Source organism: Pantoea stewartii subsp. stewartii (assembly GCF_008801695.1).
Lineage (GTDB): Bacteria > Pseudomonadota > Gammaproteobacteria > Enterobacterales > Enterobacteriaceae > Pantoea > Pantoea stewartii.
In genome coordinates this window covers 1-21,886 of the sequence record NZ_VZPF01000082.1, presented here as the reverse complement: position 1 = coordinate 21,886, position 21,886 = coordinate 1, and the positions used below count along the sequence as shown (strand labels likewise).

At 53.7% G+C, this 21,886-nt stretch carries 26 protein-coding genes and 1 pseudogene; 8 read left to right on the top strand and 19 right to left on the bottom strand.

Going from position 1 to position 21,886, the window contains the following annotated elements; genetic code table 11:
* From F7Q90_RS20485 to fkpA, 9 genes are all read right to left on the bottom strand, one after another.
* On the bottom strand, positions 1–133 hold a 133-nt coding region (locus F7Q90_RS20485), incomplete at its 3' end, for a GTP-binding protein (RefSeq protein ID WP_233207462.1).
* 68 nt (positions 134–201) lie between these two features.
* Positions 202–2,316: an elongation factor G gene (gene fusA, locus F7Q90_RS20480; protein WP_006120577.1), complete on the bottom strand. Its 2,115-nt coding sequence runs from the start codon at positions 2,314–2,316 to the stop codon at positions 202–204.
* 93 nt (positions 2,317–2,409) lie between these two features.
* Positions 2,410–2,880: a 30S ribosomal protein S7 gene (rpsG, locus tag F7Q90_RS20475; protein WP_006120576.1), complete on the bottom strand. Its 471-nt coding sequence runs from the start codon at positions 2,878–2,880 to the stop codon at positions 2,410–2,412.
* Between the two features lie 96 nt (positions 2,881–2,976).
* Positions 2,977–3,351, bottom strand: coding sequence for a 30S ribosomal protein S12 (gene rpsL, locus F7Q90_RS20470; protein WP_006120575.1), 375 nt, complete (start codon positions 3,349–3,351; stop codon positions 2,977–2,979).
* Positions 3,352–3,479: 128 nt separating this feature from the next.
* Positions 3,480–3,767: a sulfurtransferase complex subunit TusB gene (gene tusB / locus F7Q90_RS20465; RefSeq protein WP_006120574.1), complete on the bottom strand. Its 288-nt coding sequence runs from the start codon at positions 3,765–3,767 to the stop codon at positions 3,480–3,482.
* A gap of 9 nt (positions 3,768–3,776) precedes the next feature.
* Positions 3,777–4,136 carry a sulfurtransferase complex subunit TusC gene (tusC, locus tag F7Q90_RS20460; protein ID WP_006120573.1) on the bottom strand — a complete coding sequence of 120 codons (360 nt, stop codon included), beginning with the start codon at positions 4,134–4,136 and terminating at the stop codon, positions 3,777–3,779.
* On the bottom strand, positions 4,136–4,522 hold the full coding sequence (gene tusD, locus F7Q90_RS20455) for a sulfurtransferase complex subunit TusD (protein ID WP_006120572.1): 387 nt from the start codon (positions 4,520–4,522) through the stop codon (positions 4,136–4,138). Before tusD ends, tusC begins: the two co-directional genes overlap by 1 nt.
* Positions 4,522–5,244 (bottom strand): helix-turn-helix transcriptional regulator, encoded by a 723-nt coding sequence (locus F7Q90_RS20450; RefSeq protein ID WP_006120571.1) that lies wholly within the window; start codon positions 5,242–5,244, stop codon positions 4,522–4,524. Before F7Q90_RS20450 ends, tusD begins: the two co-directional genes overlap by 1 nt.
* 158 nt (positions 5,245–5,402) lie before the next feature.
* A complete protein-coding gene (fkpA, locus tag F7Q90_RS20445) occupies positions 5,403–6,239 on the bottom strand; it encodes an FKBP-type peptidyl-prolyl cis-trans isomerase (protein ID WP_006120570.1) in 837 nt (278 codons plus the stop codon).
* 269 nt (positions 6,240–6,508) lie between these two features.
* On the opposite strand from fkpA, the gene F7Q90_RS20440 reads away from it, so the two are divergent.
* Positions 6,509–6,727, top strand: coding sequence for a protein SlyX (locus tag F7Q90_RS20440; protein ID WP_006120569.1), 219 nt, complete (start codon positions 6,509–6,511; stop codon positions 6,725–6,727).
* A gap of 118 nt (positions 6,728–6,845) precedes the next feature.
* Here the strand turns inward: F7Q90_RS20440 and slyD are convergent, their stop codons facing one another.
* The 4 genes from slyD to kefG all read right to left on the bottom strand — a co-directional run bounded on the left by slyD (position 6,846) and on the right by kefG (position 10,166).
* Entirely contained in the window at positions 6,846–7,394 is a 549-nt protein-coding gene (gene slyD, locus F7Q90_RS20435) for a peptidylprolyl isomerase (RefSeq protein ID WP_006120568.1), read from the bottom strand.
* A 196-nt stretch (positions 7,395–7,590) separates the two neighbouring features.
* Positions 7,591–7,785 carry a YheV family putative zinc ribbon protein gene (locus F7Q90_RS20430; RefSeq protein ID WP_006120567.1) on the bottom strand — a complete coding sequence of 65 codons (195 nt, stop codon included), beginning with the start codon at positions 7,783–7,785 and terminating at the stop codon, positions 7,591–7,593.
* A gap of 23 nt (positions 7,786–7,808) precedes the next feature.
* Complete coding sequence (gene kefB, locus F7Q90_RS20425) at positions 7,809–9,614, bottom strand: glutathione-regulated potassium-efflux system protein KefB (RefSeq protein WP_006120566.1); 1,806 nt, start codon at positions 9,612–9,614, stop codon at positions 7,809–7,811.
* Positions 9,615–10,166, bottom strand: coding sequence for a glutathione-regulated potassium-efflux system ancillary protein KefG (gene kefG / locus F7Q90_RS20420; protein WP_006120565.1), 552 nt, complete (start codon positions 10,164–10,166; stop codon positions 9,615–9,617).
* Positions 10,167–10,277: 111 nt separating this feature from the next.
* Here kefG and F7Q90_RS20415 point away from each other — a divergent pair, with 111 nt between their 5' ends.
* Complete coding sequence (locus F7Q90_RS20415; RefSeq protein ID WP_006120564.1) at positions 10,278–12,182, top strand: ABC transporter ATP-binding protein; 1,905 nt, start codon at positions 10,278–10,280, stop codon at positions 12,180–12,182.
* 53 nt (positions 12,183–12,235) lie between these two features.
* Here the strand turns inward: F7Q90_RS20415 and tauD are convergent, their stop codons facing one another.
* Genes tauD through tauA form a run of 4 tightly spaced genes read right to left on the bottom strand, consistent with a single transcriptional unit; the run spans position 12,236 to position 15,654 of the window.
* Complete coding sequence (gene tauD, locus F7Q90_RS20410) at positions 12,236–13,075, bottom strand: taurine dioxygenase (RefSeq protein ID WP_006120563.1); 840 nt, start codon at positions 13,073–13,075, stop codon at positions 12,236–12,238.
* Positions 13,072–13,902, bottom strand: coding sequence for a taurine ABC transporter permease TauC (gene tauC, locus F7Q90_RS20405; RefSeq protein WP_006120562.1), 831 nt, complete (start codon positions 13,900–13,902; stop codon positions 13,072–13,074). The genes tauD and tauC overlap by 4 nt, the downstream gene beginning before the upstream one ends.
* Complete coding sequence (gene tauB, locus F7Q90_RS20400) at positions 13,899–14,666, bottom strand: taurine ABC transporter ATP-binding subunit (protein WP_006120561.1); 768 nt, start codon at positions 14,664–14,666, stop codon at positions 13,899–13,901. Before tauB ends, tauC begins: the two co-directional genes overlap by 4 nt.
* Before the next feature lie 10 nt (positions 14,667–14,676).
* Positions 14,677–15,654 (bottom strand): taurine ABC transporter substrate-binding protein, encoded by a 978-nt coding sequence (gene tauA, locus F7Q90_RS20395; RefSeq protein ID WP_006120560.1) that lies wholly within the window; start codon positions 15,652–15,654, stop codon positions 14,677–14,679.
* Between the two features lie 235 nt (positions 15,655–15,889).
* Here tauA and F7Q90_RS20390 point away from each other — a divergent pair, with 235 nt between their 5' ends.
* Complete coding sequence (locus F7Q90_RS20390; protein ID WP_006120559.1) at positions 15,890–16,870, top strand: LacI family DNA-binding transcriptional regulator; 981 nt, start codon at positions 15,890–15,892, stop codon at positions 16,868–16,870.
* A gap of 2 nt (positions 16,871–16,872) precedes the next feature.
* On the opposite strand, the gene F7Q90_RS20385 is transcribed toward F7Q90_RS20390, so the two are convergent.
* The gene (locus F7Q90_RS20385) at positions 16,873–17,472 is read right to left on the bottom strand and encodes a LysE family translocator (RefSeq protein ID WP_006120558.1); all 600 of its coding nucleotides are present in this window, start codon (positions 17,470–17,472) and stop codon (positions 16,873–16,875) included.
* 52 nt (positions 17,473–17,524) lie between these two features.
* Between F7Q90_RS20385 and F7Q90_RS20380 the strand changes: the two genes are divergently transcribed.
* From F7Q90_RS20380 to F7Q90_RS20370, 3 genes are all read left to right on the top strand, one after another.
* Positions 17,525–18,541: a hydrolase gene (locus tag F7Q90_RS20380; RefSeq protein WP_006120557.1), complete on the top strand. Its 1,017-nt coding sequence runs from the start codon at positions 17,525–17,527 to the stop codon at positions 18,539–18,541.
* A 4-nt stretch (positions 18,542–18,545) separates the two neighbouring features.
* On the top strand, positions 18,546–18,764 hold the full coding sequence (locus tag F7Q90_RS20375) for a YheU family protein (protein WP_006120556.1): 219 nt from the start codon (positions 18,546–18,548) through the stop codon (positions 18,762–18,764).
* A 61-nt stretch (positions 18,765–18,825) separates the two neighbouring features.
* The gene (locus F7Q90_RS20370; protein WP_006120555.1) at positions 18,826–19,695 is read left to right on the top strand and encodes a phosphoribulokinase; all 870 of its coding nucleotides are present in this window, start codon (positions 18,826–18,828) and stop codon (positions 19,693–19,695) included.
* Positions 19,696–19,724: 29 nt separating this feature from the next.
* On the opposite strand, the gene F7Q90_RS20365 is transcribed toward F7Q90_RS20370, so the two are convergent.
* A complete protein-coding gene (locus F7Q90_RS20365; protein WP_006120554.1) occupies positions 19,725–20,129 on the bottom strand; it encodes an OsmC family protein in 405 nt (134 codons plus the stop codon).
* Between the two features lie 302 nt (positions 20,130–20,431).
* On the opposite strand from F7Q90_RS20365, the gene crp reads away from it, so the two are divergent.
* Positions 20,432–21,064 carry a cAMP-activated global transcriptional regulator CRP gene (gene crp, locus F7Q90_RS20360; protein ID WP_000242758.1) on the top strand — a complete coding sequence of 211 codons (633 nt, stop codon included), beginning with the start codon at positions 20,432–20,434 and terminating at the stop codon, positions 21,062–21,064.
* 58 nt (positions 21,065–21,122) lie between these two features.
* Positions 21,123–21,760, top strand: a pseudogene (locus tag F7Q90_RS20355) (FUSC family membrane protein); the annotation flags it as partial.
* Between the last annotated feature and the right edge of the window lie 126 nt (positions 21,761–21,886).

Genomic DNA, 21,886 nt, shown 5'->3' with positions numbered 1-21,886 from the left:
GCGCCTGGCCGCCGTTGGTTTTAGCCAGAACGGTGGTGATTGCTGCAGTCAGGGTGGTTTTACCGTGGTCAACGTGACCGATGGTGCCCACGTTTACGTGCAGTTTGTTACGTTGAAATTGCTCTTTCGCCATGGCGATATTCCTTACGTTATGCCTTCATCACCCGGGATGAAGGCATCAGTTCAAATTTAAACCGTAGCTTATTTGCTACGAGCTTCAATAACGGCCTGCGCAACGTTGTTCGGTGCGTCGTCATACTTCAGGAACTCCATGGAGTACGAAGCACGACCTTTGGTCAGAGAGCGCAGCTGAGTTGCATATCCGAACATTTCAGACAGTGGAACTTCAGCGTGGATCTGAACGCCAGTAGCGTTAGATTCCTGCCCTTTGAGCATACCACGACGACGGCTAAGGTCACCGATTACGTCACCGGTGTTCTCTTCTGGGGTTTCAACTTCAACCTTCATGATAGGTTCAAGCAGAACAGGCTGCGCTTTCTTAAAGCCATCTTTAAAGGCAATAGACGCGGCCAGTTTAAACGCCAGTTCAGAGGAGTCAACGTCATGGTAAGAACCGAAGTGCAGACGAACACCCAGATCCACAACCGGATAACCTGCCAGTGGGCCTGATTTCAACTGCTCCTGGATACCTTTATCAACAGCTGGGATGAATTCGCCAGGAATTACACCACCTTTAATATCGTTGACAAATTCGTAACCTTTCGGGTTCGAACCTGGCTCCAGCGGGTACATGTCGATAACAACATGACCGTACTGACCACGACCACCAGACTGCTTGGCGTGTTTACCTTCGATACCGGTAACTTTAGAGCGGATAGCTTCACGGTAAGCAACCTGTGGTTTACCCACGTTCGCTTCAACGTTGAATTCACGCTTCATACGGTCAACGATGATATCGAGGTGAAGTTCACCCATACCAGCGATGATAGTCTGGTTAGACTCTTCGTCAGTCCATACGCGGAATGACGGGTCTTCTTTCGCCAGACGACCCAGAGCCAGACCCATTTTTTCCTGGTCAGCTTTGGTTTTCGGCTCAACGGCGATAGAAATTACCGGCTCAGGGAATTCCATACGCTCCAGAATGATTGGCGCGTTTGGATCACACAGGGTATCACCAGTGATAACGTCTTTCAGGCCGATCGCAGCGGCGATGTCACCTGCGCGAACTTCGCTGATTTCTTCACGTTTGTTAGCGTGCATCTGAACGATACGACCGAAACGCTCACGTGCAGATTTCACGGAGTTCAGAACGGTATCGCCTGAGTTAACCACACCAGAGTAAACGCGGAAGAACGTCAGGTTACCCACGAATGGGTCAGTTGCGATCTTAAACGCCAGAGCAGAGAACGGCTCTTCATCACTTGCGTGACGCTCAGCTGGGGTATCTTTACCATCGTCCAGCATACCGTTGATTGCCGGTACGTCGGTCGGGGCTGGCAGATACTCAACAACCGCATCCAGCATTGCCTGAACACCTTTGTTCTTAAATGCAGAACCACAGGTCACCAGGATGATTTCGTTTTTCAGCACGCGCTGACGCAGCGCTTTTTTGATCTCTTCTTCAGTCAGCTCTTCACCGCTGAAGAATTTCTCCATCAGCTCTTCAGAGGCTTCTGCTGCAGCTTCGATCAGCTTGCCGCGCCATTCTTCAGCCAGTTCTTGCAGGTTAGCTGGGATCTCTTCGTAATCGAAGGTCACGCCCGCATCCTGGTCGTTCCAGTTGATGGCTTTCATTTTGATCAGGTCAACAACGCCGGTGAAGTTTTCTTCAGCGCCGATAGCGATCTGCAGCGGAACCGGAGTCGCGCCCAGACGAGATTCGATCTGACCAACTACTTTCAGGAAGTTTGCACCCATGCGGTCCATTTTGTTAACGAACGCAATGCGTGGAACTTTATATTTGTTAGCCTGACGCCATACGGTCTCAGACTGTGGCTGAACACCACCTACAGCACAGTAAACCATTACTGCGCCATCGAGCACACGCATGGAACGTTCTACTTCGATGGTGAAGTCAACGTGTCCCGGGGTGTCGATGATGTTGATGCGGTGTGGCTCAAACTGCTTAGCCATACCTGACCAGAACGCGGTCGTTGCAGCAGACGTGATGGTAATACCACGTTCCTGCTCCTGTGCCATCCAGTCCATGGTCGCTGCGCCATCATGCACTTCACCGATTTTGTGGTTAACACCGGTGTAGAACAGGATACGCTCGGTAGTAGTGGTTTTACCGGCGTCGATGTGTGCGCTGATACCGATATTACGGTAGCGCGCAATGGGTGTTGTACGAGCCATTTTATTCCTCGGTTTTTAGGACGTTCAAAGTTAGTCGACCCCAGCGGGTTGGCTGTTTGAGCGCCCGCTGGTTTAACAACAACTACGCAGCTGTTACCAGCGGTAGTGAGCGAACGCCTTGTTGGCTTCAGCCATACGGTGAACGTCTTCACGTTTCTTAACTGCAGTACCTTTGTTTTCTGCAGCGTCAGAAAGTTCGTTCGCCAGGCGTAAAGCCATAGATTTATCACCGCGTTTACGAGCAGCTTCTACGATCCAACGCATTGCCAGGGCATTACGACGAACCGGACGGACTTCAACTGGAACCTGATAGGTTGAACCACCAACGCGACGTGACTTAACTTCGACGGTCGGACGCACGTTTTCGAGAGCAACCTCAAAAGCTTCCAGGCCATCTTTACCAGCACGTTGAGCCAGGGTCTCAAGTGCGGTATAGACGATAGATTCAGCAGTAGATTTTTTACCATCTACCATCAGGATATTTACAAATTTAGCCAGCAGCTCTGATCCGAACTTAGGATCCGGCAGAATTTTACGCTGACCAATGACGCGACGACGTGGCATGGAAATACTCCGTTGTTAATTCAGGATTGTCCAAAACTCTACGAGTTTAGTTTGACATTTAAGTTAAAACGTTTGGCCTTACTTAACGGAGAACCATTAAGCCTTTGGCTTCTTCACGCCGTACTTGGAGCGTGACTGCTTACGGTCTTTAACACCTGAGCAGTCCAGCGCGCCACGAACGGTGTGGTAACGCACACCTGGCAGGTCTTTAACACGACCGCCACGGATCAGGATCACGGAGTGTTCCTGCAGGTTGTGACCTTCACCACCGATGTAGGAGGTGACTTCAAAACCGTTAGTCAAACGCACACGGCAAACTTTACGCAGTGCTGAGTTTGGTTTTTTAGGAGTGGTGGTGTACACACGGGTACAAACGCCACGTTTCTGCGGGCAAGCTTCCAGCGCCGGCACGTTGCTCTTTGCAACTTTGCGGACGCGTGGTTTGCGAACCAGCTGGTTAACTGTTGCCATTAAATAGCTCCTGGGATTTAGCTTTTTGCTTCGTAAACACGTAATAAATCACCTCGTAGAATTACGAGGAGGCAGAATTTTAGGGCTGTGTCAAAAAGGTGTCAAGAAATAACCAGGGGGCCAACGCATTACCAGGCCATTTGTTGTTGATGTTTTACCGTTAGCGCAACGAAAAAAGTATAGTCCACAGACTGCACAACAGGGGAAATTTGCGTGCTCAGCCCCCGGGCATTCAGGTCATCTTCCAGTGCCCAGAGCTTCGCCCCTGAGGCGCGAAGCTGTTCCAGCGCCATGCTGCCCTCAATCGCCGCCAGTACGCCATCCTGCAGCAAGAGCAGGTCATCCTCCGGCATAAGCAGTCGGGTCAGGCTTTCGATGTCGCTGTAAGTCGGTGAATGAAATAACGTATGCAGCATTAGGTGCTCTTAAAAAGTCAAAATACGGTCATAGCCTGCGAGTTTTTTCCGCAGGGCCGACGCATCTAAAATTTCGGCATCCAGAATGCGTGGCGCATTTTCCGCTAAACCGCGCGACTGCAGCGACGCCCTGCACAGATAACACTGGTCGATATCATACAGCGCCAGCACGCCGAAGGTAGCGGCATAATGCCGGCTGTGAATATTTTCCGGCTGTTGCTCACTGTTAAGCTGCAGAACGCCATCTCCAATAAAAAACAGGCCGATATCGTCACTCAACGCGCCGGTGGACAGCACCGCATCTAACCCTTCACGTCCCGCACTGCTGCCATGTGGGGCTCGGGTGAATACAAACGCGACACGCTTCATCAGAACTGCACCATCCGCTCGCAACGCAGCGCCGCTTCCGCCAGCGCACCTAAGCCGGCCAGGGTAAAACCGGGCTGAAGATTCGCGCCCGGCAGCGCAAGCCGTGAGGCTTCCTGCGCATCCGTCACGCCGCGCCGGAGTGCCGCCGCCACGCAAATGTTCAGCGCCACGCCATGCGCCTGATGAAGCGACTGCCAGGCACGAACAAGATCGAATTCGTCACTGGCGGGCGCGCTAAGCTGATTGGCGTTCAGCACCCCTTCCCGATAAAAAAAGACGCTTTCCAGCTGGTGTCCCGCTGCCAGCAGCGCGTTGGCAAACAGCAGCGCGCTGGTCGCCTGCTGCGTACCATAGGCCGGACCGGTGACAAGAAGCGCATAGCGCATTAACGATCCTGCCCCTGAAAGTCACCGTTTTTAAACTGGCGGATGTACAGGTACACGGTATGTTTGGAAATATTTAAGCGCTCGGCGACCTGATTGATGGCGTCTTTGATATCGAAAATCCCTTTTTCATACAGATTCAATACGATCTGACGGTTCTTGGCATTATTCGAGACTTTACGGTCGGCGCTCACTTCTTCAATCGTAAATTCCAGCGTCTGCATGACCAGGTCATCGACCGAACTGGCAAAGTTCACATTGGAATCGATCTGCTGCATCTCTGGCGGCAGAAACGTCGACATGATCTGTGAAAACGGAACGTCGAGGTTCATGTTGATACACAGCAAGCCAATCACCCGCTGCTGGCGATTACGAATCGCAATCGTGACGGACTTCATCAGCACACCACTTTTCGCGCGGGTAAAATAAGCGCGGGAGACGTTGCTGTCTGCACCCTGCATATCATGCAGCATGCGCAAGGCTAAATCCGTGATGGGCGAGCCCACTTTACGCCCTGTATGCTCGCCGTTAGCAATACGCACGGCCGAACAGTTTAAATATTCTAGTGAGTGAAGGACGATTTCACAATGCGAGCCGATCAACATGGCAAGACCATCTACAACGGCCTCATACGATTTTAAAATATCGTAATCAGTTTGCTCGAACGGATGCTGCTCCAGAAGATCGAAGTCGCTCAGTTCACCGGGATTGAATGGATTAGACATTGAAGACATCACCCTACATGGCTGGAGCCTGTCACAGCGGCTACGGGCAGACTCAATATTGGGATAGTTATGCAGGCGATAGTCTGGCAAATGTCGCGGGGTTATGCCAGAGGTTTGTCATAAAGAGAAACCGCCACCCGAAGGTGGCGGCAGACAGATTACTGGGATTTCTTCGCGTCAGCAGCAGGTGCCTGCGTTTTTTCATCCGCTTTTGGTGCCGGTTTGATATCAAGCAGCTCAACGTCAAACACCAGCGTGGAGTTAGCCGGGATGCCCGGAACACCGTTTTTACCGTACGCCAGGTTTGGTGGGATAACCAGCTTGATCTTACCGCCTTTCTTAACGTGCTTCAGGCCTTCAGTCCAGCCTGGAATCACGCCGTCAAGACGGAAAGACAGGGGCTCACCGCGCGTGTAAGAGTTATCAAACTCGGTGCCGTCGATCAGCGTACCTTTGTAGTTTACAACGACTGTATCGCTGTCTTTTGGTGCTTCACCGGTCCCTTCTTTCTCAACCTTATACAGCAAACCACTTTCGGTCTTCTTCACGCCGCTCTCTTTAGCAAACTTAGCGCTGTAAGCTTCACCCTTCTCGGCATTTTCTTTTGCGTCTTTTTCCATCTTAGCTGACGCCGCGCCTTTCACGCGGGCTTCGAACGCCTGCAGGGTTTGCTCGATTTCTTCGTCAGACAGCTTGCTCTTGCCGCCAAACGCGTCCTGAACACCGGCAATCAGTTGCTGCTTGTCCAGCTTGATGCCCAACTTCTCCTGTTCTTTCAGGGAGTTGTCCATATAACGGCCCAGTGACGCACCCAAAGCGTATGCAGATTGCTGATCTTCATTTTTGAAGGCGGCATTTTTTGGAGCCTGAGGAGCAGACTGTGGAGCATCGGCAGCGGCCGGAGCTGCTGCTGTTTCTGCAGCCATTGCCAGCGGAGCATTCAGCGCGACGGCCATGGTGGTAGCTAACAATGTGACTTTAAACAGTGATTTCATCCTTTCTCCAAAACCGAAGCCTCTCACCTCGGGAATCATTGCGGACTGAGGGCCCACACTATAACTTTACGTGGCAGTGACGAACACTCCCACAACGTAATTATCTGGTCTACTTCCGACCTTTTTTGCATCAGGAAGTTTCACCAGAGATGATGTCATCTGACCCTTTTTCAAGCTAAACACCAAATAAAAGCGAATAAATAGGGCAATTCTGCAACGCCAGCCTTTAGAATCATGCGCTGAGTAACCCCTTAACAGGAGAAAAGATCATGCAACAGTCAGAGTGGGAACAACGTATTGAAGCGCTTGAAAGTAAGCTGGCCTTTCAGGAGATCACTATCGATCAACTGAACAATACCGTCGTTCAGCATGAACTTGAAATGAGTAAGATGCGCGAACATATGCGCCTGTTACTTGAGAAGTTTAAAGCCAGCGCGCCGTCGATGATTGCCGATGCTTCAGAAGAAACCCCGCCGCCGCATTACTGATCCATCCGTGACAGGCCAGGCTGACTGTCGGCAGGCCCGCTCTGCCGAGGTCTGCTGACAATAAAATGCCGCAAAAAGTAAGGCCACCCGAAGGTGGCCCTGCACTACCGCGTCGGACTTAGTGGCTGCAGCCACAACCGCCCGTTCCGCAACCACCTTTACCGTGGTCATGGTCATGGTCGTGATCGTGGTGATGACCATCTGCACCGTGAACATGGCCGTGTGCCAGCTCTTCCGGTGTGGCTTCACGAATCGCAACCACCTCAACGTTAAAGTTCAGGTTCTGACCCGCCAGCATGTGGTTACCGTCAACCACAACATGGTCGTCTTCCACTTCGGTGATTTCAACCGGCACCGGACCCTGATCGGTTTCCGCCAGGAAACGCATGCCAACCTGTAATTCGTCAACGCCCATAAAGACGTCTTTTGGTACGCGCTGTACCAGGTTGTCATCGTACTGACCGTACGCGTCATTTGCCGGGATATGCACGTCAAACTTATCGCCCGCGACGTGGTTTTCCAGCGCATTTTCCAGACCAGAAATCAGGGAACCATGACCGTGCAGATAGTCTAACGGTGCACTCACCGGTGACTCGTCAACCAACACACCGTCTTCTGTACGTACCTGATAGGCCAGGCTTACCACCAGGTCTTTTGCTACTTTCATGATATCTCCTAACCGTTGAGAACTAAGATCCCGTCTCATTGGTCTATTCTTGCGTGCAATAACACCAACCAGAAAGGTTCGGGGCTGAGTACAAGAGGCACTCTTTTTCTCTTGCGACTTCAGCGTTAATGGCGTCAATTGTAACGGAATTCAATCCCGCTGTGTGCTTAAGCTTAAAAAAAGCTGGGCCATTTCGCTACTCGGGATGGAAAATCCCGATCACTTGCTCGTTACTGCGAACCTGATCGCGTGCCTGTTTATCGGCTTCCCGCATTTGATGGCCGCACTTCACACACTCGACGACATCGACATTGTTTTCACGCCACATGGCCAGCGTGTCTTTTTCCTGACAATGCGGACATACCGCACCAGCAATAAAGCGTTTACGCATGCTGTTCTACCTGTGTCTTTTGATTACTGATCGTCATCCCAGTCATGGAACTGACGTCGTTCATGCTGCATTTCACGCTGAAAAATGTCTTCCAGTTCACGTCGCGCCTCGCGGACACGGGAAATCTGCGCCATATCAGAGTGGACAGGCATCAGCTCCCGCAACATGCGCATATCCAGCCGGCGGAAGTGTTGCTGTGCCCGATGAGCCTGATGAGGATGCATTCCCAGCGACATAAGCGTTTTACGCCCCAGTTCCAGCGCACTGGAAAAAGTTTCGCGTGAGAACTGCGTCACGCCCGCCTGCAGCAGTTCGTGGGCTTCCACACGACCACGGGCACGCGCCATAATCTGCAAATGCGGAAAATGTTGCTGGCAGAGATGCACAATCGTCATCGCATCTTCCGGATTGCTGCAGGTAATGACGATTGACTGCGCATCAGCCGCACCCGCCGCTCGCAGCAGTTCCAGCTCCGTTGCATCACCATAGTAAACCTTGTAGCCGTACTTGCGCATCAGGTTGACCGCACTAATATCACGCTCCAGTACGGTGATGCGCTTATTGTTTGCCATCAGCAAACGGCCCACTACCTGACCAAAACGTCCAAAGCCCACCACAATAACCTGCGGCTGATCGTCCTCAACGAAGGGTTTTTCAGTGTCTTCATCGCTTTCATTAAAGCGACGCGCCAACAGCCGATCAATTGCCTGCATCAGCAGCGGCGTGGTCATCATGGACAGCGTCACGGTAACCAGCAGCAGCGGCAGTTGGTCGCCCGAGAACAGTCTGGCTGACGAGGCCGCCGAGAACAGCACAAAAGCAAACTCGCCGCCCTGACTCAACACGCCGGCAAACTGCTGACGTTCAGAGCTGCGTAAGCCATAGATTCGAGCCAGCACATACAGCACCAGTAACTTGACCGACACCAGCGTCAGTACGCCCAGTAAAATGGCGATAATGTGGGTATAAAGCACCCCGAGGTTCAGCGCCATGCCCACCGAGATAAAAAACAGCCCCAGCAGTAAGCCTTTGAACGGCTCGATCGCCACTTCCAGCTCATGACGGTATTCACTTTCCGCCAGCAGAATCCCGGCGATAAAGGTGCCTAACGCCATGGATAACCCCAGCGCATCCATAAACAACGCGGAGCCCAATACCAGCAGCAGCGAGGCGGCGGTAAACACTTCACGCACGCCTGAGGCCGCGATGTAGCGAAAAATGGGGCGCAGTAAATAGCGGCCCCCGACGAGCATGCCGGCAAACGCCAGGACCTTCATGCCCACTTTCATCCAGTCGACGCTGCCGCTGTCATTCCCGGCCAGAAGCGGAATCAGTGCCAACGCCGGAATAACAGCCAGATCCTGAAACAGCAGCACCGAAAACCCTAGCTGGCCCGCTTCGCTGCGGTTCATGCCCTTGTCCCGCATCAGCTGCAAGGCCATCGCCGTTGATGACATGGCCAGACCGATCCCGCCGATTACCGCCGCGCGCCAGTCAAAGTTTGTCAGCCACAGCAATGCGCCAAGAATGGCGGCGGAGAAAATCACCTGCGCGGCACCGATACCAAAGATAGAACGGCGCAGCGCCCACAACTTTGCCGGGTTCAGTTCCAACCCGATGATAAACATTAGAAAGACAACGCCCAGTTCAGAAAAGTGCAGAATCTCGTCGACGTCACTAATAAATCCCAGTCCCCACGGACCAATGGCAATACCGGCCAGTAAGTACCCCAGTACTGCGCCAATCCCCAGGCGAGCCGCTACCGGTACAATCAGCACCGCCGCAAAGAGATAGATGACTCCTGCGGTCAGCAGCGTTTGTCCTTCCATTTATAACCCTCCATTCGGCAGCGGTGCTGCCAGCCAGTCGCTATAGGCACGGGCATATTTTTTGAGTAAATCAGGTTGCTGACGGCGCGCCCAGTATATAATCATCGGCGACATCCAGTGCATACGGCACATCTGTGCGGTCAGCTCAAAAGGTCGCAAAATGTCATTCATGGAATAGCGGTTCAGTCCGTGCTGCTGAAAGGCCGTTTCAGGTTCGCCGGTTGTGACGATACTGCGCCAGTACTTTCCTTCTAATGCGTTTCCGTCTATGCCGTTGGCAAAACCCCGGGACAACACGCGATCTAACCACTCTTTAAGTAACGCCGGGCAACTGTAGGTATAGAGAGGATGTTGAAAAATAATCACATCATGCTCACGCAGTAGCTGTTGCTCATGGTGGATATCGATAAAAAAATCCGGATAGGCGGCATAGAGGTCATGAACGGTAACATGCTCAAGGGGCCTGGCCGCGTCCAGCAAAATACGATTTGCGATGGAATCCTGCGCTTCCGGATGAGCAAAAAGCAGCAAAATCTTAGGTGGCTGCGACATCCTTTCCCTCCAAAGCGTCGTCATTGGTGCGGATTTCCGCTACCATGCACAACGCAACAAAAACCCAATTATGTTGCATGTAAATTAACATATTCTGACGATACGGCGCTTATGATTGTCTTTTCTGCCCTACAAATTCGCCGCGGTGTTCGCGTCCTGCTCGACAACGCTACCGCCACCATCAATCCCGGCCAAAAAGTCGGGCTGGTGGGTAAAAACGGCTGTGGAAAATCCACCCTGCTGTCGTTGCTGAAAGGTGAGATCACCAGCGATGCGGGATCGTTTACCTTTCCCGGTAACTGGTCGCTTGCCTGGGTGAATCAGGAAACGCCTGCCCTCAGCCAGGCCGCCCTTGACTATGTCATCGATGGCGACCGTGAATACCGCCATCTTGAAGCAGAACTGGCAGAGGCCAACATCAGAAATGACGGAAATGCCATCGCCCTGATTCACGGTAAGCTCGATACCATTCAGGCCTGGACGATTCAGTCGCGCGCCTCAAGCCTGCTGCACGGGCTCGGATTCAGTCAGGAACAGCTTCAGCGCCCGGTCAGTGATTTTTCGGGGGGCTGGCGCATGCGTCTTAACCTGGCCCAGGCACTGCTGTGTCGATCGGACCTGTTGTTACTCGATGAACCGACGAACCACCTCGATCTGGACGCCGTGATCTGGCTGGAACGCTGGCTAAAAAGCTATGAGGGCACGCTGATTCTGATCTCGCACGATCGCGATTTTCTCGATCCGGTGGTGGACAAAATTATCCACATCGAACAGCAGACGATGACCGAGTATACCGGCAACTACAGTTCCTTCGAACGCCAGCGCGGCGCGAAACTGGCCCAGCAGCAGGCGTTATACCAGAGTCAGCAGGAAAAAGTGGCGCACCTGCAAAAATATATTGATCGTTTCCGTGCACAGGCCACCAAAGCCAAACAGGCGCAAAGCCGTATTAAGATGCTGGAACGGATGGAGCTGATTGCGCCAGCCCATGTGGATAACCCGTTTAGCTTCAGCTTCCGCGCGCCCGAAAGCCTGCCGAATCCGCTGCTGAAAATGGATAAAGTCACCGCGGGCTATGGCGATCGCATTATTCTGAACGCCATTAAACTTAACCTGGTGCCGGGATCGCGCATTGGCCTGCTGGGTCGCAACGGTGCCGGCAAGTCAACGCTGATTAAGCTGCTGGCGGGCGAACTCGCCGCCAAAGCGGGCGAAATTGGCCTGGCGAAAGGGATCAAGCTGGGTTACTTCGCTCAGCATCAGCTGGAATACCTGCGCGCCGATGAGTCGCCTTTACAACATCTTTCACGGCTTGCGCCGAAAGTGCTCGAGCAGCAGTTACGGGATTATCTGGGCGGCTTTGGCTTCCAGGGCGATAAAGTCACAGAGGTAACCGAACGCTTCTCAGGCGGCGAAAAAGCGCGGCTGGTACTGGCGCTGATTGTCTGGCAGCGCCCCAACCTGCTTTTACTGGACGAACCCACCAACCACCTCGATTTGGACATGCGTCAGGCATTAACTGAGGCGTTGATTGATTTCGAAGGCGCACTGGTTGTCGTATCGCACGATCGCCATCTGTTACGTGCCACCACCGATGACCTCTATCTGGTGCATGATGGCAGCGTTGATGTGTTCCCGGGCGATCTGGAAGATTATCAGCAGTGGCTGAGCGACCTGCAAAAACAGCAAACGCAAAATGAGGCCGCGCCTAAACAGGACAATGGTAACAGTGCTCAGGCCCGCAAGGATCAAAAGCGTCGTGAAGCCGAGCTGCGAACGCAGACCCAGCCCTTGCGCAAAGAAATCGAGAAGTTAGAAAAACAGATGGCGAAGTGGCAAGCCCAACTGGCCGACGCCGAACACCTGCTGGCAGACAGCGCGCTCTACGAACACAGCCGCAAGGCTGATTTAACGGCTGCCCTGCAAAAACAGGCTGAGAGTAAATCGGCGCTGGAAGAGGTGGAAATGGCCTGGCTGGACGCGCAGGAAAAACTGGAAGCGATGCTCGCCTCCTGACAGAGGCGGCATCACCTTTCGTCACAACCGTACCGGTGTACTCGCGGTACGGTTCAGTAAGGCTTATCGCCTAATACCGTGGCGCGCTGCATCACTCTTCGGGCCGGATAGTAATCGGCATTGGCGTAGTGCTGAGTGACGCGATTGTCCCAAATCGCCAGGTCATTAGGCTGCCAGCGCCAGCGCACCTGAAACTCCGGTTTCGTGCTATGCGCAAACAAAAAGCCCAGTAATGCATCGCTCTCTTTCTGACTCAGCGTCAGAATTCGGGTTGTAAAACCCTCATTGACGAACAGCGCTTTTTTCCCACTAACCGGATGCGTCCGGATAACAGGATGCTGCACAGGTGGGTTTTTCGCCGCAGCCTGCCGCCAGCGCTGGTGCTCTTCTTCTGTCTTACGGTGTTTATATTCCGGAAACGACTTTGTAAAATCGTGCTCCGCATAGAGTTCAGACAGCAAGGTTTTGAAGGGAGCAGACAGCGCCTCATATGCGGCAATACCGCTGGTCCATAACGTATCCCCACCCGCCTCCGGCAAGACTTTGGACGCCAGCAGCGCCACAGCCGGAGGCGTCTGAATGAACGTCACATCGGTGTGCCAGTTATCATTATCCGGAGGATTATCCTGATGCGTATCCAGGACAATGATCTCTTCCACGCCCGGCGCATGCGGATAAACCGGATGGATATGAAGATCGCCAAAGCGAATGGCCAGCGCACGATGCTGCTCGGGCGTGATCGCCTGGTCACGTAAAAACAGTACCTGATGACGCAGTAGGGCATGGTAGAGCTGCTCAAACTGCGCGTCACTGAGTGGACGCGAGACATCAAGGTTGCCGACCTGCGCGCCGATAAAGGGGCCCAGAGGCGTAATCGCTAACTTTTCGTTCATTTTTGCTCTCCGTTCCAGGGCGTCAGACGGCGCTGTAGCGCACGCAGACCCAGTTCTAAACTACATGCCACGATGGCAATCACCGCGATCCCTGCCAGCACCACATCCGTTGCCAGAAATTCTCCTGCTGACTGCACCATAAAGCCCAGCCCACGCGTGGCAGCAATGAGCTCGGCGGCCACCAGCGTTGACCAGCCCACACCTAATCCAATGCGTAAGCCGGTCAGTATTTCTGGCAAGGCACCCGGCAGGATGACCCAGCGCAGCCGTTGCCAGCGATTCGCCCCCAGCGATGCCGCGGCGCGCAGACGAACCTGCTGTGCGTTGCGAACACCGGCCACAGTCGACAGCACTATCGGGGCGAAAATCGCCAGCGTGATCAGCAGTATTTTCGATGTTTCACCAATACCGAACCAAATGACCATCAAAGGTAAATACGCCAGCGGCGGCACGGGCCGATAGAGCTCAATCAGGGGATCGATCAGGGCACGTAAAACCGGGCTGACGCCCATCGCAATGCCCACCGGAATGCCTGTTAATGCCGCCGCGCTGAGCGCGATCAGCATGCGCGTCAGGCTGGCTGACAGGTGCTGCCACAACGTCGCGTCCATAAACCCCTGCGGACCGGCAACGCTCAGTAACTTACTCAGCACCTGCTGCGGCGACGGCAGAAACAGCGGCGCAATGAGCCCCAGTGTGGTCACGCTCCACCAGATGAACAACAGCACAAGCAGGCTCACTGTGCTCAGCGTGGCCGTCAGGGAGAAAGGCCAGCGCAGGCGACGACGCCGGGCGCGGGTCGGCACATCGTTAATGATCGCACTCATGCAAATGCCTCCCGTTGTGCAAATACCCGGTTCAGCACATATTCCCGTTGGGCGATGAAATCGGGATCAGACTTGATGCTGCGGCAGGGTTCGCCGTCCACGAAACGCTGGCCAAAATTCAGCGTCAGCGTTTCCTGTACCCGACCGGGCCCCGGAGAGAGCAGCACCAGCTCGCTCGCCAGAAAAATGGCTTCTTCAATGTCATGCGTAATCAGCAGGATCTGTTTACCGCTGTCCTGCCACAGCCTTAACAGCAAGGTCTGCATTTGTTCACGGGTAAACGCATCAAGTGCGCCAAACGGTTCATCGAGCAGTAACAGGCCGGGATCGGCAGCCAGCGCACGGGCGATGCCAACGCGTTGACGCTGTCCGCCAGATAACTGCCAGATATGCCGCTTTTCAGCGCCTTCCAGCCCGACATTTTTTATCATCTGCCGTGCAAGGGCTTCACGCGGCTGGCGCGCCATACCGGCAATCTGTAATCCGAAAGCGACGTTATCCAGCACATTCCGCCAAGGCAGCAGGCCTTCATGCTGAAACACCACGCCGCGATCGGCGCCTGGCCCCTGAATCGCCTTGCCGTCCAGAGAAATACTGCCGGACTCGACCGGTAAAAACCCGGCGATCAGGTTCAGCAACGTGGTTTTGCCACAGCCTGACGGTCCCAGCACAACGACCAGCGCGTTATCCTCCACGCGCAGTGAGATGTCCTGTAATACCGGCTGTCCGCCATAGCTCGCGTTCAGATGGGCTATTCGCAACATGACGATGTCCTCAGGGCTTGACCAGGGGCGCAACAAAACGACTCGTGACAAAGGCGCTGTAATCATTACCGGCCTGCGGCACCTTGCCCTGTTCTTTCAGGAATTGCGCCGTGTCCACGATGGCTTTGTTCACCGGCTGCTGCAGTTGCGCCACCTGCTGGGCGGCGGTCAGATAGGTGTTGCCCTTAACCAGTCCAGGAATTTGTTGCTCGGGCACGCCGCTTAAGCGCGAAAGTTTACTGAGGTTATCAGGCTGTTTAAGCCACTGTTCGGGATGGTCCAGGTAGGCTTTCTGCGCCTCAATAGCGCTACGGGCAAAGGCGGTCACGATATCCGGATGCTGCTGCGCGAAGTCTTTGCGTACCACCCAGACATCAAGTGTCGGTGCGCCCCAGCGCCCGACCTGCGACGAATCCGTTAAAACGGTGCCATCTTTCTCCAGTTCATTCACCGCAGGTGCCCAAACGTAAGCACCGTCAATGTCCCCGCGTTGCCAGGCCGCCACAATCGCAGGCGGTTGCAGATTGACCAGTTGAATCTGAGACGGCTTAATCCCCCAGTGTTTTAATGCCGCTAACAAGCTGTAATGGGTGGTCGAAATAAAGGGCACGGCGATCCGCTTGCCGATCAGGTCCTGGGGACGGGTGATTGTTTTCTTCACGACCAGCGCTTCAGAATTGCCTAACTGAGAAGCCAGTAAAAAGGCTTCGATGGGGAGTTGCTGCGTTGCCGCAACGGCCAGTGGGCTGGAACCAATATTGCCAATCTGGACATCGCCTGATGCCAGCGCACGAAGCACGCCTGATCCGCTATCGAATTTGCGCCATTCGACCGTCGCACCGCTCTCTTTGGCAAACGTATTATCCGCCTGCGCCACCTTAGCGGGTTCAGCGGAGGTCTGATAAGCCACCGTTACGTTGACCGCGTTGGCCTGAAACGCCAGCACTGACAGGACCGCCGCCAGAATCGTGAGTCGCCCTTTTTGCATGATTTTTCCCCATCATTTTTATGATGTGGGCAGTGTTGCTGGCAGAAGTAATTTCATAAAGGAATTAAAAGTTATCCCTAATAGAAAGAAATTCTTAGATCATCATCTGCAATAGATTGCCGTTATACGCAAATTAAATTTCAGACAAAAAGCCATAAATTTGTCAGGCGCTCACATCCTGGTTGTGCTATTGATATGCGCTATTATTTGCTCCCCGGTGAGGCTTGCGAGTTCGATGTCGATCGACAAAGTTGCCCTGTTAGCTGGCGTGTCTAAAGCCACGGTATCCCGCGTGCTTAACGCGCATCCTGGGGTAAAAGCAGATACGCGACAGAAAGTGCTGGATGCCATTGCCACAAGCGGCTATCAGCCAAACCTGCTGGCGCGTCAGTTGCGAACCTCGCAGAGTCATATGCTGCTGGTCCTGATCTCCGATATCACGAACCCTTTTTGCTCCCGAGTTGTTCAGGGCATCGAAGCTGAAGCAGAAATGCACGGCTACCATATTCTGCTGTGCAATTCGGCCTCACAGTTTAAACGTGAGTCGGCCTACCTGACCTTACTGACCGGCAAGGTGGTGGACGGCGTGATTACGATGGATGCCGCCGCCGGGCTGCAAAGCCTGATCGATATTATCGGTGATGCGCCCTGGATTCAGTGTTGTGAGTTTGATCCCGAGATTGCGGCCTCGTCCGTCTCCATCGATCATCTGGACGCCGCACGTGATACCGTCCATTATCTGGCCGGCCGGGGCCGTAAGCGCATTGCACTGGTGAATGGCGATATGCGTTATCTCTATTCTCAATATCGCGAACAAGGCTATCGAGAAGGCGTTGCGCAATCGGGGTCAGACTGGACGAATGTCGTCTATACCGAAGGCATTACCTGCGAAGAAGGCAGTCGGGCATTGCAGGAATTGTTGCGTTTAGCGGAGCCGCCGGATGCGGTATTTGCCGTGTCTGATGTGCTGGCGGTTGGCGTGGTGCATGCAGCACTGGAGGCGGGCCTGCGTGTCCCGGAAGACCTTGCCGTCGTGGGGTTTGACGGCATTCCCTTTACCAGCAGCCTGAATCCACCGTTAACCACCATTGAACAGCCCATGTATCAACTGGGTGCGCGCAGCGTGCAGCTGTTGCTGAAAAAAATTCGCCAGCCGCATGCGCCGGTTGTTCGCGAAGTGTTGCCCTGGACGCGCCTGGAGCGCGCATCCAGCTAAGCTCAGTGCCAGATCAGCAATACGCAGGCCGCCGTTAACAGCCCCATGCTCAGGTTAAAGCGTTTCCAGGCGCGGGGACTACGTAAAATACGGCCGATCATCGCACCAAAGCCCATCCAGATAACGCCTGCAACCAGATTGACCATAACCATGCCAAGACTGATTAACAGGACAGAATGGCGATAGCCCGCACCGGCCAGACTAAAACTGGCGACGGCACCCAGCGCCATGAGCCAGGCTTTGGGGTTGATCAGTTGTAATAAGCCTCCCTGCCAGAACGGCATAGGTGCGACAGGTGCCGCATCGGTTTCCAGCTTCTCATAGGCTGCGGTGGCAATCTTCCAGGCCAGCCACAGCAGGTAAAGGCTACCGGCAATTTTCAGGATGAGATGCAGGGAGGGATAAAGCAGTATCAATCCACCCACGCCAAACGCTACCAGCAGCATTAGCTGCATGCCGATCATAATGCCGATCATCAACGGGAGGGTGCGCAAAAAACCAAAATTGGCCCCCGAGGCGGTGAGTAACATATTATTAGGTCCGGGTGTAATCGCCGCGACCCAAAGAAAGCCTAATAATGATAAAAACAGACTGAGTTCCATTAACCCGGGTTCTCCTCCCTTAGTGAAAACTTATCGAAGCTAACAGTGTGATATGGAACAGACAAGCCTTTACAACATGAAATTTTCGGGCCCTGACGACGCGGCGTTCATTCCCCTGCCCGGTCTGGGCAACCCGCACCTGCAAACCATTCTGCCGCGGCTGATACGGCGGACGAAAAGGTTAACGCCACACTGGCAGCGGCTGGATTTACCTGACGGTGACTTTGTTGATTTGGCCTGGAGTGAAGATCCTCAGTTTGCCCGGCATAAACCGCGCGTGGTGCTGTTTCATGGCCTGGAGGGAAGTTTCCACAGTCCCTATATTCATGGCCTGATGCTGCAGTGCAAACAGCGTGGCTGGCTGGCGGTAGTGATGCATTTTCGCGGCTGCAGCGGTGAGCCGAACCGTCTGAACCGGATATACCACTCCGGTGAAACCGAGGATGCGCGTTTTTTCCTGCACTGGCTGACGACGCGCTGGGGCCGGGTGCCCACAACTGCTGTCGGCTTCTCGCTGGGCGGGAATATGCTCGGTTGCCTGTTAGGCCAGCAAGGTGATGAAGCCCTGATTGACGCGGGCGTGATTGTGTCTGCGCCCCTGATGCTGGAACCCTGCAGCGCCCGACTTGAGCGCGGCTTTTCACAGGTTTATCAGCGTTACCTGTTAAGCCAGTTAAAAAAGAATGCCCAGCGTAAACTGCGGGCCTGGCCCGACACGTTGCCGGTGAACCTCATTCAGCTTAACGCCCTGCGCCGTCTGCGGGACTTTGACGACGCGATCACGGCCCGGGCGCATGGTTTTGCCGACGCCACGGATTATTACCGTCGCGCCAGCGCTATGCCGCGACTTAAGTTCGTGACAAAACCGCTGCTCATCATCCATGCAAAAGATGACCCGTTTATGAGCGATGAGGTGATCCCGCAGCCTGCGCAATTATCTGCCACTATTACCTATCAGCTGACACAGCAGGGTGGGCATGTTGGTTTCGTCAGTGGCACCCTGCGTCAGCCTCGGTTGTGGCTGGAGCAGCGCGTGCCACAGTGGATTTCCTCTTATCTGGATAACTGACTCTGTGATTATTCCCTGGGAACAGGTTTCCCCCGAAACCCTTGAAAATCTTATCGAAGCGTTTGTTTTGCGTGAAGGCACGGATTACGGCGAGCAGGAGCTCAGCCTGACGGAAAAAGTCGCCGATGTGCGTCGTCAGCTGGAGCACGGCGAGGTCGTTCTGGTATGGTCGGAACTGCACGAGTCGGTCAACATCATGCGCAAAAGCGAGTTTCGTGGCTGATGCAACGAACGGAAAATCGTGCTAACAATGCTCATCGCCCGACGTCACAGGGACTTCAACTATGTCTTCAAGCCATCCGATTATCGCGGTAACGGGCTCCAGCGGTGCGGGAACCACCACCACCAGTCTGGCGTTCCGTAAAATTTTTCAGCAACTCGGTTTGCACGCTGCCGAACTGGAAGGGGACAGTTTTCACCGCTTTACCCGACCCGAAATGGACATGGCTATCCGAAAAGCGCGCGATCTGGGGCGACATATCAGCTACTTTGGCCCGGAGGCGAATGATTTTGGCCTGCTGGAGCAAACGTTCATCGAATACGGCGAACACGGTAAGGGCCAGTCGCGTAAGTATCTGCACACCTATGATGAAGCCGTTCCCTGGAACCAGGTTCCCGGCACCTTCACGCCCTGGCAACCGTTACCTCCGGATACGGATGTGCTGTTTTATGAAGGCTTGCACGGCGGCGTGGTGACTGCACAACACAATGTGGCGGAAAAAGTCGATTTGCTGGTCGGCGTCGTGCCCATCGTCAACCTGGAGTGGATTCAGAAACTGGTGCGCGATACCAGCGAGCGTGGCCATTCACGCGAAGCGGTGATGGATTCGGTAGTGCGTTCCATGGAAGATTACATCAATTTCATTACGCCGCAGTTTTCACGAACCCATATTAACTTTCAGCGCGTCCCCACGGTGGATACCTCTAATCCCTTTGCCGCGCGCACCATCCCTTCGCTGGATGAAAGCTTTGTGGTTATCCACTTTCAGGGGCTGGAAGACATTGATTTTCCCTATCTGCTGGCCATGCTGCAGGGATCGTTTATTTCCAATATCAACACGCTGGTGGTACCCGGCGGCAAAATGGGACTGGCGATGGAGTTAATTATGGCGCCGTTAGTAAAACGGCTCATGGAAGGGAAACGGATTGAATAACCACAGAGGCCAGCCTGGCCTCTGTGAGATTACAGCGCGATCACTTCGTAGCTGTGGGTAATGTTGACGCCTTTGCCTAACATGATGGCGACAGAGCAATATTTTTCCGCTGACAGATCGACAGCGCGTGCCACGGCTTTATCCGAAAGTGCGTTGCCGCTGACGATAAAATGCAGATTGATATGGGTAAAGATGCGGGGGGCTTCTTCCCGACGTTCAGACGATAGTTTCACTTCGCAATCAACCACATCGTTGCGGCCTTTTTGCAAAATTGACACAACGTCAATGGCGCTGCATCCCCCTGCCGCCATCAGCACCATCTCCATAGGGCTCGGCGCTTTATCGCCAGAATTGCCATCCATCATTACCTGATGGCCGGACGATGATTCCCCCAGGAATGTTAACCCTTCAACCCATTTGACGCGTGCCTGCATAATTTTGACCTCAGAATACCCTGTTTTGGCTCAGCGTACGCTTTTGCCTGGGAAACAGCAATCCAGAGAAAACGCCATCTTGCTGAAGCGAGACAACACAAGACAGTCGACGTAAGCTGTGCTACAAACAGAGCTGAAAATATTTTTCGTCATCCGAAGACGAAGCCGGGAAGAATGATGCGCACTGCGCCGAATGCAGCCCGAATAATTTCCTGAATGGAAAGACGCTTAACGCTTACATCGCCTGGCAGGGAAACAGAGCCCTGTATTTTGGGCACGATTACAACAGAGGATAATAGCGAATGGTTCTCGGCAAACCGCAAACAGACCCTACACTTGAATGGTTCCTGTCCCATTGCCATATTCACAAGTATCCATCCAAAAGTACGCTCATTCATCAAGGTGAAAAGGCGGAAACGCTTTACTACATCGTTAAAGGTTCCGTTGCGGTACTGATTAAGGATGAAGAAGGCAAGGAGATGATTCTGTCCTATCTGAATCAGGGCGACTTTATTGGTGAGCTTGGCCTGTTCGAAGAAGGTCAGGAGCGCAGCGCCTGGGTACGTGCGAAAACCGCGTGCGAAGTGGCAGAGATTTCCTACAAAAAATTCCGTCAGCTGATTCAGGTGAATCCGGACATCCTCATGCGCCTCTCCTCGCAAATGGCGCGCCGTCTGCAGGTCACATCGGAAAAAGTGGGCAACCTCGCGTTCCTTGATGTCACCGGTCGCATTGCGCAGACGTTGCTCAACCTGGCGAAACAGCCGGACGCCATGACGCATCCTGACGGCATGCAAATTAAAATTACGCGTCAGGAAATTGGCCAAATCGTGGGATGTTCACGTGAAACCGTGGGACGTATTTTGAAGATGCTGGAAGACCAGAATCTGATCTCCGCACACGGCAAAACAATTGTTGTTTACGGCACGCGCTAAGCTTTATTCTTCACGGCATAATGGCAACGTTATGCCGTGAATTATTTGCGTTGAGCCGATGTGGCGAAGAATAATTTATCACCCTGAAGTTAACTATGCCCTGCGCCAGACACTGGTGTTGTGTCTCCCCGTCTCGCTCGGCTGGCTGTTTGGCGATCTGCAAAAAGGATTGCTGTTCTCTCATTGGTGCCTGCCTGCTGCAATATTGCCGGTCTGGATACACCCCACAAACGCTTCTTTAAACGCCTGATTGTCGGCGGCAGCCTGTTTGCCTTGGGTAGCTTACTGATGCAGTGGCTTCTGTTTAAAGACGTGCCCTTACCGCTTATTCTTTTCGCCCTGCCTTTGCTGCTGGGCGTGACAGGTGAAATCAGCCCACTGCACGCACGGTTACTCCCTGCCACACTGATCGCAGCGATATTTACCACCAGCCTGATTGGCCGCATGCCCATTTACGTACCGCCCCTGCTCTACATCGGCGGTACGCTGTGGTATGGCCTGTTTAACTGGTTCTGGTTTTGGCTGTGGAAAGAGCAGCCAATGCGTGAAAGCCTGAGTCTGATTTACCGCGAACTGGCGAACTATTGTGACGCCAAGTACACCTTGTTGACGCAACTTACCGATCCGGAGAAGGCGCTACCACCGTTGCTGGCGCGGCAACAAAAAGCAATCGACCTCATCAACACCTGTTATCAGGGGCAGTGACCGGGTAGCTGCGATAACTGCCAACTTTTCTTCCCTCCACCTTCACGCATAAACGAACGTTTGTGCAACCATCTCTGTCCCAACGTAACGATGCGGCCTTGTGCATTGCAAAAATGT

Excerpts from the sequence above, each read along its gene's own strand:
- rpsL (WP_006120575.1), bottom strand. The coding sequence starts at position 3,351 with ATGGCAACAGTTAACCAGCTGGTTCGCAAACCACGCGTCCGCAAAGTT.
- tusB (WP_006120574.1), bottom strand. The coding sequence starts at position 3,767 with ATGCTGCATACGTTATTTCATTCACCGACTTACAGCGACATCGAAAGC.
- tauB (WP_006120561.1), bottom strand. The coding sequence starts at position 14,666 with ATGTTGCGAATAGCCCATCTGAACGCGAGCTATGGCGGACAGCCGGTA.
- F7Q90_RS20390 (WP_006120559.1), top strand. The coding sequence starts at position 15,890 with ATGTCGATCGACAAAGTTGCCCTGTTAGCTGGCGTGTCTAAAGCCACG.
- F7Q90_RS20365 (WP_006120554.1), bottom strand. The coding sequence starts at position 20,129 with ATGCAGGCACGCGTCAAATGGGTTGAAGGGTTAACATTCCTGGGGGAA.
- tauD (WP_006120563.1), bottom strand. The coding sequence starts at position 13,075 with ATGAACGAAAAGTTAGCGATTACGCCTCTGGGCCCCTTTATCGGCGCG.
- fkpA (WP_006120570.1), bottom strand. The coding sequence starts at position 6,239 with ATGAAATCACTGTTTAAAGTCACATTGTTAGCTACCACCATGGCCGTC.
- F7Q90_RS20380 (WP_006120557.1), top strand. The coding sequence starts at position 17,525 with ATGGAACAGACAAGCCTTTACAACATGAAATTTTCGGGCCCTGACGAC.
- tusD (WP_006120572.1), bottom strand. The coding sequence starts at position 4,522 with ATGCGCTATGCGCTTCTTGTCACCGGTCCGGCCTATGGTACGCAGCAG.
- kefB (WP_006120566.1), bottom strand. The coding sequence starts at position 9,614 with ATGGAAGGACAAACGCTGCTGACCGCAGGAGTCATCTATCTCTTTGCG.
- F7Q90_RS20370 (WP_006120555.1), top strand. The coding sequence starts at position 18,826 with ATGTCTTCAAGCCATCCGATTATCGCGGTAACGGGCTCCAGCGGTGCG.
- fusA (WP_006120577.1), bottom strand. The coding sequence starts at position 2,316 with ATGGCTCGTACAACACCCATTGCGCGCTACCGTAATATCGGTATCAGC.
- slyD (WP_006120568.1), bottom strand. The coding sequence starts at position 7,394 with ATGAAAGTAGCAAAAGACCTGGTGGTAAGCCTGGCCTATCAGGTACGT.
- F7Q90_RS20430 (WP_006120567.1), bottom strand. The coding sequence starts at position 7,785 with ATGCGTAAACGCTTTATTGCTGGTGCGGTATGTCCGCATTGTCAGGAA.
- F7Q90_RS20385 (WP_006120558.1), bottom strand. The coding sequence starts at position 17,472 with ATGGAACTCAGTCTGTTTTTATCATTATTAGGCTTTCTTTGGGTCGCG.
- tauA (WP_006120560.1), bottom strand. The coding sequence starts at position 15,654 with ATGCAAAAAGGGCGACTCACGATTCTGGCGGCGGTCCTGTCAGTGCTG.
- rpsG (WP_006120576.1), bottom strand. The coding sequence starts at position 2,880 with ATGCCACGTCGTCGCGTCATTGGTCAGCGTAAAATTCTGCCGGATCCT.
- kefG (WP_006120565.1), bottom strand. The coding sequence starts at position 10,166 with ATGTCGCAGCCACCTAAGATTTTGCTGCTTTTTGCTCATCCGGAAGCG.
- F7Q90_RS20450 (WP_006120571.1), bottom strand. The coding sequence starts at position 5,244 with ATGTCTAATCCATTCAATCCCGGTGAACTGAGCGACTTCGATCTTCTG.
- F7Q90_RS20415 (WP_006120564.1), top strand. The coding sequence starts at position 10,278 with ATGATTGTCTTTTCTGCCCTACAAATTCGCCGCGGTGTTCGCGTCCTG.
- F7Q90_RS20440 (WP_006120569.1), top strand. The coding sequence starts at position 6,509 with ATGCAACAGTCAGAGTGGGAACAACGTATTGAAGCGCTTGAAAGTAAG.
- tauC (WP_006120562.1), bottom strand. The coding sequence starts at position 13,902 with ATGAGTGCGATCATTAACGATGTGCCGACCCGCGCCCGGCGTCGTCGC.
- crp (WP_000242758.1), top strand. The coding sequence starts at position 20,432 with ATGGTTCTCGGCAAACCGCAAACAGACCCTACACTTGAATGGTTCCTG.
- tusC (WP_006120573.1), bottom strand. The coding sequence starts at position 4,136 with ATGAAGCGTGTCGCGTTTGTATTCACCCGAGCCCCACATGGCAGCAGT.